Source organism: Hoskinsella mucinilytica (assembly GCF_045223415.1).
Classification (GTDB): Bacteria; Bacillota_I; Bacilli_A; order Erysipelotrichales; family Erysipelotrichaceae; genus Hoskinsella; species Hoskinsella mucinilytica.
The window spans coordinates 1-7899 of the sequence record NZ_JBEQZJ010000075.1 but is presented as its reverse complement, the minus strand read 5'-3'; the positions used below and the strand labels follow the sequence as shown (position 1 = coordinate 7899).

Sequence of the window (7899 nt, the reverse complement as noted above, 5' to 3'; positions counted from 1 at the left end):
TTTTGCTAATGCAATTTTACCTTCAATCAGACCTTTTTTTTCACCTTTTTCTAAAATTCCTTGACTTAAGTTACACATCCTTTCAACCTCCTCGTCTAATGTTTGAGTCATTTCTATTCCATAATCTTTCATTAAAATTTTTTTCTTTTTTTCAGCTTCTAAATTACTCACAAACACAATGTTCAAAAATTCTAAAAGTCCATGTTCATCATCGTCATAATCATAATGTTCGCCAGGGTATATCATAACTGCTTGCATTAAATCATAATCCTCTTTTGGGCTATGCCATTCATTTGCGATACATTCTTCTTTAAAATAATAGCGATTAATCACATTTTCTTTTTCCTCATTGTGATTAAGGCAAATCCAAATTGAATACACTTTCTTCATCTCTTGAAAGTTTGATTTTTGAAATCCCTCTGGTGCATTTTTCTGCCTTGCTAACAATCTACTACAATAATACATTGCCCTACTTATTAAAGGATATTCTGGATTATCTTTATTCTGTGCTTCTAAATTTATCAATAATCCAATCTTATCTTTTGAACCAGCTTTATTAGGAACCACAGCTTGAAATAATACATCATAACGAATCTGTGAACCAGTAATTCTTTCATCTTCTGTGTTCATTCCTATGATTTTTTCATTTTCCTTATTTGATAATGGTTCTTCGATATAAGTAGGAATCTCTTCCCACGGCACATCTTCATACTCGCTGATACATTCTTTCATGATATGTGCCACAACTTGCTTGTTTGACAAGATCCTTTTACAATAGTTATCATATGCTTTTGAAGGGTCTTTTTCATCTATTGAAGATGCTATTTCTAAATTTCCTTCCATATTCCCCTCGTTTACGTTTTACGTTTTTCATCTAACACTTCTAAATACCACAGAAATCGAAAAAGTGAGTTGAATGAAAAGGAATCATGGAAGTAAAATGAATTGATATATCTACTTTTTTCTTTTTTACCAATGATAGATATATTTAGCCTTCAATCATATTATACTAACCTAACCATAGAATGTAAATAGATAAGCAAAATTTCACTATATTTTCTCATTTTTATCATTCATTTTTCATCAAGAAACACTAAATTCTTTTTCTGATCAAATCCAATATTCATTAACGCACTACCCATTTAGAAATACTATAACTTTCATCATAAATACCTCCTTTTCATTTTTTATAGTAGGCATCATACCACAAAATATAGAGTCTGTCATGAAAATGAAAAAAATTTATATTTTTAGTCAAATACGGTAAGAAAAATCAGATTTTTTTGAATCGTGAAGCTCAAAGTGTCCATCATATCGTTATCATATATTTTATAATGCAGCTCTTTTGTAAATGAAAATTGAAAAAAGTGGTAATCACCTTAATGCACGGTAGTTGCCACTTATTTTGTTATTAGAACTACGAACCATCACTTATTCAAACAACTCATATCCTCCCTTGATAAAATCTTGAAAATATGGTGCACTTTTCTGTGTATGATATGCAACTCATCATCAAGTTTTTTTATCATATATTCACTTCCTATGATGATAAGTATGGGATGTAAATATGATTTTATACAAACCTATCGAATAAAAGAAAGAAGACAGAACCCTACTTAGATCCTGCCTTATTTGTTTTATTCAATTCTTCTTCCTTCCACTGATCTCGTATCATCTTTACATACTTATAATACGTAGATCGTTTCATTCCTATTTTCGCCCGATAACTTTCATGATTCATTTCTTTCCTCATGATCATTTTTTGTACTTCTTCGAAATCTTCCGGTAGATTTAACTTAGGTCGCCCATAAGCTCCCTCTCCCTGTTGTTTCTTCTCTAACGCCTTCTGTATTCCTTCTCGCTGTTTTACCGCTAAGCGACGTTTCTTTGCGTTTTCTACATAGTCCAACATATCTAGCAATACATCAATATCAATATCTTGATTCTCTTCCATCAAATAAAGCTTTGCCCGCAGCTCCTTCAACTCAGATAATCTGATCTTCAATTCTTCTTCATCAGGTGAAAACATCGAGAACGATGGCACATACAGCTTATCAAATTCCTTTATGGTTGCCATTAGCTCTTTCCATTCTTCACTTTCCTCATGATCGATGTATACCTGTTGCTTTTCTAGCTTTAATTTTTCTTCGCACATCCTTATGATGTCATTATTTTGATCTGTCAATGCGTAAAAGTATTCCATACATCACCTGTTTCCTTTCCTATTTATTCCTTTTGAATTCCCAAAATTATGTTTTTTTGTAGTTCGTTTATGATTTCCATAAGATTTTTTTCATTATTGATATAGTCGTATTGTAATTTATTACTTTCGTTAAATTTAAGTGAATCAAGTGAGTCATTACATTTTTTTAAATAAAGATATAAATAATATAAACTCTTATATGTTCCAAGCTTCTTAGGTACATAAATATCTGCTTGAACTTGTTTAAATGCTTCATTTATTTCTTCTTGACTGAGATAATTATCTACTTTATTAAGAATTTCATTTAAGTAATCTGACAAAGCAATCGCTTTCCTTATCACTTGTTTTTTATATGTATTTTCGATATCAGAATCACAAATTTGTTTAGTATCAAAACCTACCGCACATATAACAATCGCAATTCTAGTTATTATGAAATCAGGATTATTAAATCCTATAATATCAAACCATTCATCATTAAAGAAATTTATGAAATCTATTAAACTCAAATTAAATACTTTTATTGCGATTATATCTGAAAATCCTTCATCACAATTTTTTAATAAAAAAAGAAATTGATTTTCTATATCATTATCCAAAAAAACATCAAGAACTTTTTTTTCAAAAGTAGATGTATAATTTTTTAGTTTGATATCCAACTCTTTAAAATCTTTATTTGTTTTAATTGTTGTCTTGTTTTTTAGATATTCATTTTTATTAAACTCTAAATTTCTAACAAAGTTAAATAAAACACCTTTCAATAAACGAGGAACAATTTTAATGATCGCATCTCTAAACGAATTCTCTACACCCGGATTAAATGCCTCTGTTTTCTTTTTGAAATACCTGATTTCTTTGATTAGATTAGCAAATAAATATTCTGCAAATTCTTTTGTGTCCGAATTATCTGCATTAAAAATCATCAAATAAAGCGTTTCAGAAATCGCCTCCCACATATCATCTTTACGTTCTTCTCTTTCCCTGACCTTATCGCAAATATAATGCCCTATCTCATGTGCTAATTGGAAATTCATCATACGAATATTAAATATTTGATCAACAGGTAAGGTAACTAATAATAACCTATTTTTATATTTCTCATCATTGATCAGAGTTTGTATATGAATATTCGATTTGGTTGAAGGTAAAAGTAAGAAACAAAATTCATATTCATTTTCATTTTCAATAAGGATTTCTATTAGCTTTTCCATTATTTCCGTATAATAATTAATCATTTTAAATGGCATTGTTATCTTATGGCCTTGATAAGCAAACCCTCTAATAACATGGACTCTTGAATAATTGAAAATAAGGAAAAGTTCATTTATTGAAGTCATAAAAATATCATAAGACTCTTTTATATCGTCAAAATTATTATTATCATCAATTAGATTTTGTAGAGCTTCTATATATTTTCTCAAGAACATTTTCAAAGGTTTATATACTACTAAGAACAAATCATTATAATATCTTTTTTGAAAGCTTTCAATCATAAAATCCATCAAATATGTTAAATCTCGTGTAATATATTTAGAATATCTATATTTTAAGTTGTTATATAGTTTAAATAACTCAAATTCTTTATCAGATTGTTCTACTTTCAATAATTCAATAGGAAGTTCCTGATCATCATATAGTCTTATTTCCATTTCTGCAACCGCTTTATACAATTCCTCATAAGAATGATCCATCACTTTTTCTTCACTAAAAAAACAAAACAATTCAGAAATAGTCATATTTTTTTTAAAATATTCATAATCATAATTTCCATTTCGTAGAGTTTTTTCAAAATCCTTTTCTTTTAAAAAAGTATCAATTTTTTTAAATTTTTTTAAATGCTTTAAACGAAATCGGAAAGATACTAAAGGAAGTGCTTCCCCTTCAACGGGGTTCTTAATATGAGATAAAATCATAGAATTAGTTTCTAGAATTTCTATTTGATAATTTTTTAAAATTTCAAAAGGTTCCATTAATCCAGTAATACTGTCTTTATAATGAGCTATCACCAAATCATATGTATCTAATGAAGAGTATATCATACAATTTCCAATTTTCTGTTTAAGCAATTCTTTTACTTTTTCTTTTTGTTCATCTATCTTGTTTAAACGTAAAAAACTTAAAAACACAAAATTCTTTGATTCTGCATCTTCCCAAAATTCATCATCTCTTTCAGTTTCTTCACTTAATAAATACAGACAATATTTTTCCTCATTTTTATCTAGTATTAGTTTGTTAATTTCTTCAACCTCACTAAATGATTTATAGTCTTTAATCGTAACCATACTGGATCCGCCAAAGCATAACCATGAATCCGTTATTTTGGAATATTTTTTATACAAATTGACTTGCTTTATCATATAATTACCCCTTTTTCTTGATAAACAAATAGACAATTAGAAACATAAGTGAAGAACTCATAATCTATATAATATTGGTTTATTTCTTGTTCATCATAAAGTTTATATAAAAAATGAAATGAATCATAAAAAAAATGATTTCCTTCAAATAGATTTTTTTCCAAAGTCCCTTTTTTCAATCCAATCTCATCCATTTCAAATAATTCTATTTGCTCTAATCCTTCATCGTTCAATTTTATAATGTCCTTTTCGTTTAGATAATTTATCATCATAAAAATATAGATAGAGTTTAATTCAATTAATTCCATATCTTTTTCATTTCTATAAATCAAAAGATTTTCTTTCACATATTCATTGATATTTTTAACGTATAAATAATTAGCATCCACACATAGTAGCTCAATCAATAAAATACTGTAAATCGTAATACAATGTATGGTAGTAGTTTCTGCATTATTTTGACAATCCTCATAATAGATAAACGTATCAATTAATTGTGAGCATAAATTTCCTTTTTTCATTTCATCATTAAACAATTCCGTATTTCGAAAAAAAGCTCTGATAATGTCTTTGATCAAAGCAAAATAAAATCTCTCATATTTCGGATCTTTTTCTTTTAAAAATTTTTCTAAAATTGATAATGATACATCAAAATCTTTATTTTTTATATTTTCAAACATCGATATCAAACTGAAATCATTCAATTTATTAGTACTTTTAACATCCTCAAATTCTTTTTTAATAACTTTCCATATCTGATTTTTCTTATTCTTATACTTACCTTTAATAGATAAAACATCATAAAAATAGAATAAAATCAAAAATAGACTAGTGAAAAACTGCGCTATAAAACATATATATAGATCCAGTAGTTTAGTAATAACCATTAACAAAATAATTACTTTAAGTAATATATCGTATGATGATAAATTGTTATAAACTTTAGCTAAATCAATACCGAGAATTTTTTCTTCCTTTATCAATTCAAAAAAAGGAATAAATGCGGTTATGATTGTCACAACTAAAAGTATATTATCAAGTTTGAAGTCTTTAACGTTATCTATTATAATTTTTAAAATATTTTCTAGGTCTTTTCCATATATTAAATCTTTTTTATAAGATATATCGATTAGCAATAAAAAAAAAGATACTATAAACCAAATTATAAGTAGCTTCTTTTTCCGTAAAATTGCTAACGCATATTTACATTGTGTACACATAATTCTAACTTCTCAGCATTAATGCTTGTAAGTGTCTTTAAAACATAGTTTTGCTCATAACAGCTTGTAATGGTACTTGATTTTAATCCTTTACTTTTTATTAGACATTTATCAAGAAAATCTGTGTCTAATATAATTTTGTTTATTCCATTCCTTACTATCACAATGATTCATCTCCTGTCTCTTTTATTTTAACATCTTTTTCGTGATATTAATATATTTTTTAAAACTTTGTTTCTCCTTAACTAGTATATGTAGAATCTCAATTTTATGCATATGTTTTTGTACGATGTTAGCATCATATACATCAACTATTAACTTTAGTTTTCTATTGGAACCTTACGACTATAAGTTTATGTTCGATATTTTGGATAATTACACCTATTGTTAGATCTAATGTTATTTCAATGTCTCCAAAATGCCCGTTTTTGTTTTCTCAATTTCTCCTTCGTCCGGATAAAAGTAATACAGATAATCCATTGTTCTTACCTCATCCATATGCCATTTGTATTTCCCTTCCATACTGTGTACTTCCATCGTTTGTAACTGTGGCAATAAATCGATTACCAACATACATGCATCATAGAAATCACTTTTTGGTAGGTTCGTTGTAAAATTATTTGATATACTGTCGATCACTTTCATCGCATGATCATAGCTTGGCTCATCGCCAAACTTCGTGAAGATTGCCTTAATTAGTTCCATCTGTTGATAGCCCCTGCTTCGCTCATTCAGTGGCAATGATTTTCGTTCTCTCGCAAAGATCAATGCTTGTGTTCCATTCAGCTCATTGTATCCTTCATGGAATGAATAACCACTTACATTATATGTATAATGACTATAGACATTCACTCCACCTAAGGCATCTACAAGATCCATCAATCCTGTGAAATTCATCTTCACAAAGTAATTGATTTCGATATCTAATGCTTGTTCAATACTAGCAATAGAGGATTCCACTCCTCCCCACCATCCACTATAGGATAGCTTACTACTAGCATCCTTCACTGGAATGTAAACAAACAGATCTCTAGGTACGACTTGTAGATTCACCTTTTTTGTTGTTGGATTGATGGTCAAAAGAATATTCACATCTCCTCTACCGGTAGAACCAACATCGTTAATTCCTGATAAATCAGTACCACAAATATACAAAGTAAAAGGATCTTTGGTAATATCAACATGTTTTGCTTGTGCCAGTTTCATTTCTACTTTCTTTTCAAATATAACTTTGATTTCTTTATCTAAATCAGTTGTTTCTTCTTCTAATTCACTTCTTCCAATTGAGGTTAATACCATAAGATCTACTTTATTGTTTTTTAGAAGCTCATAGCTTTTCTTGGTACTTTCTACAGGCATCATATTCTTTAATACGATCTTATTCTCACCTAATAATTCTTTAGCGTAATCATATCCACTGATATCATTTTGATCATATCCCATTTGGTAGGATGTAAAGTCAGAGGAAGATGTTATCTTGCTATCTGCCTTTGTGATGATTTGGATGGTTTGATATTCTGTCGTATCGGACAGCTTGTCTGTGACTGTATTTACCTTATGTAAAGCTAGACTACATACTACAAGTAGAATACATAGGATTACTTGTAATACACAAGTAAGTTTTGGCTTTTTGAATTGTAATAGAAATAATATCCCAACACATAAAAGAACCATACAAAGTAATATCAATGCATAAGATGCTTGATATTGATATAAGGAATAAACTGCATAAGACATCATACACAATAATACTATGGTTAATCCTAAATCTATTTGATATAAATGTCCTGATTTCAACTTTTGTAGATAAGTTTTCATAATCTATTTACGCCATACCATTTTATTAACAACACCAGTATAAGATTGAATCAGCTTTACTACTTTATTACTAACATCCTCAATATAATTGGGTACCGGTATTCCTAAATCATTGTTTTCGTTCATTGCGACTGCAGTCTCTACTGCCTGCACTACTCCATTGTCACTAATTCCCGCTAATACAAAGCAGCCCTTATCTAATGCTTCTGGTCGCTCTGTACTTGTTCTGATACAGATTGCTGGAAATGATTTTCCTATACTAGTAAAAAAAGAAGATTCCTCAGGCAGCGTTCCACTATCG

5 protein-coding genes and 1 pseudogene are annotated in these 7899 nt (G+C 28.7%); all 6 read right to left on the bottom strand.

The features are described 5' to 3' along the window. Window positions 1-843, bottom strand: an 843-nt coding sequence (locus UGRO018_RS17145) for a hypothetical protein (RefSeq protein ID WP_416327733.1), incomplete at its 3' end; no start/stop codon positions are given. A 769-nt stretch (window positions 844-1612) separates the two neighbouring features. Continuing rightward, entirely contained in the window at window positions 1613-2203 is a 591-nt protein-coding gene (locus tag UGRO018_RS17140) for a recombinase family protein (RefSeq protein WP_416327732.1), read from the bottom strand. Window positions 2204-2226: 23 nt separating this feature from the next. Continuing rightward, window positions 2227-4560: a hypothetical protein gene (locus UGRO018_RS17135; RefSeq protein WP_416327731.1), complete on the bottom strand. Its 2334-nt coding sequence runs from the start codon at window positions 4558-4560 to the stop codon at window positions 2227-2229. Beyond that, on the bottom strand, window positions 4557-5780 hold the full coding sequence (locus UGRO018_RS17130; protein ID WP_416327730.1) for a hypothetical protein: 1224 nt from the start codon (window positions 5778-5780) through the stop codon (window positions 4557-4559). The genes UGRO018_RS17135 and UGRO018_RS17130 overlap by 4 nt, the downstream gene beginning before the upstream one ends. A 399-nt stretch (window positions 5781-6179) precedes the next feature. Beyond that, a complete protein-coding gene (locus UGRO018_RS17125; RefSeq protein ID WP_416327729.1) occupies window positions 6180-7598 on the bottom strand; it encodes an LCP family glycopolymer transferase in 1419 nt (472 codons plus the stop codon). 3 nt (window positions 7599-7601) lie between these two features. Next, a pseudogene (locus tag UGRO018_RS17120) lies at window positions 7602-7899 on the bottom strand (UDP-N-acetylglucosamine 2-epimerase (non-hydrolyzing)); the annotation flags it as partial.

Excerpts from the sequence above, each read along its gene's own strand:
- UGRO018_RS17135 (WP_416327731.1), bottom strand. The coding sequence starts at position 4,560 with ATGATAAAGCAAGTCAATTTGTATAAAAAATATTCCAAAATAACGGAT.
- UGRO018_RS17140 (WP_416327732.1), bottom strand. The coding sequence starts at position 2,203 with ATGGAATACTTTTACGCATTGACAGATCAAAATAATGACATCATAAGG.
- UGRO018_RS17125 (WP_416327729.1), bottom strand. The coding sequence starts at position 7,598 with ATGAAAACTTATCTACAAAAGTTGAAATCAGGACATTTATATCAAATA.
- UGRO018_RS17130 (WP_416327730.1), bottom strand. The coding sequence starts at position 5,780 with ATGTGTACACAATGTAAATATGCGTTAGCAATTTTACGGAAAAAGAAG.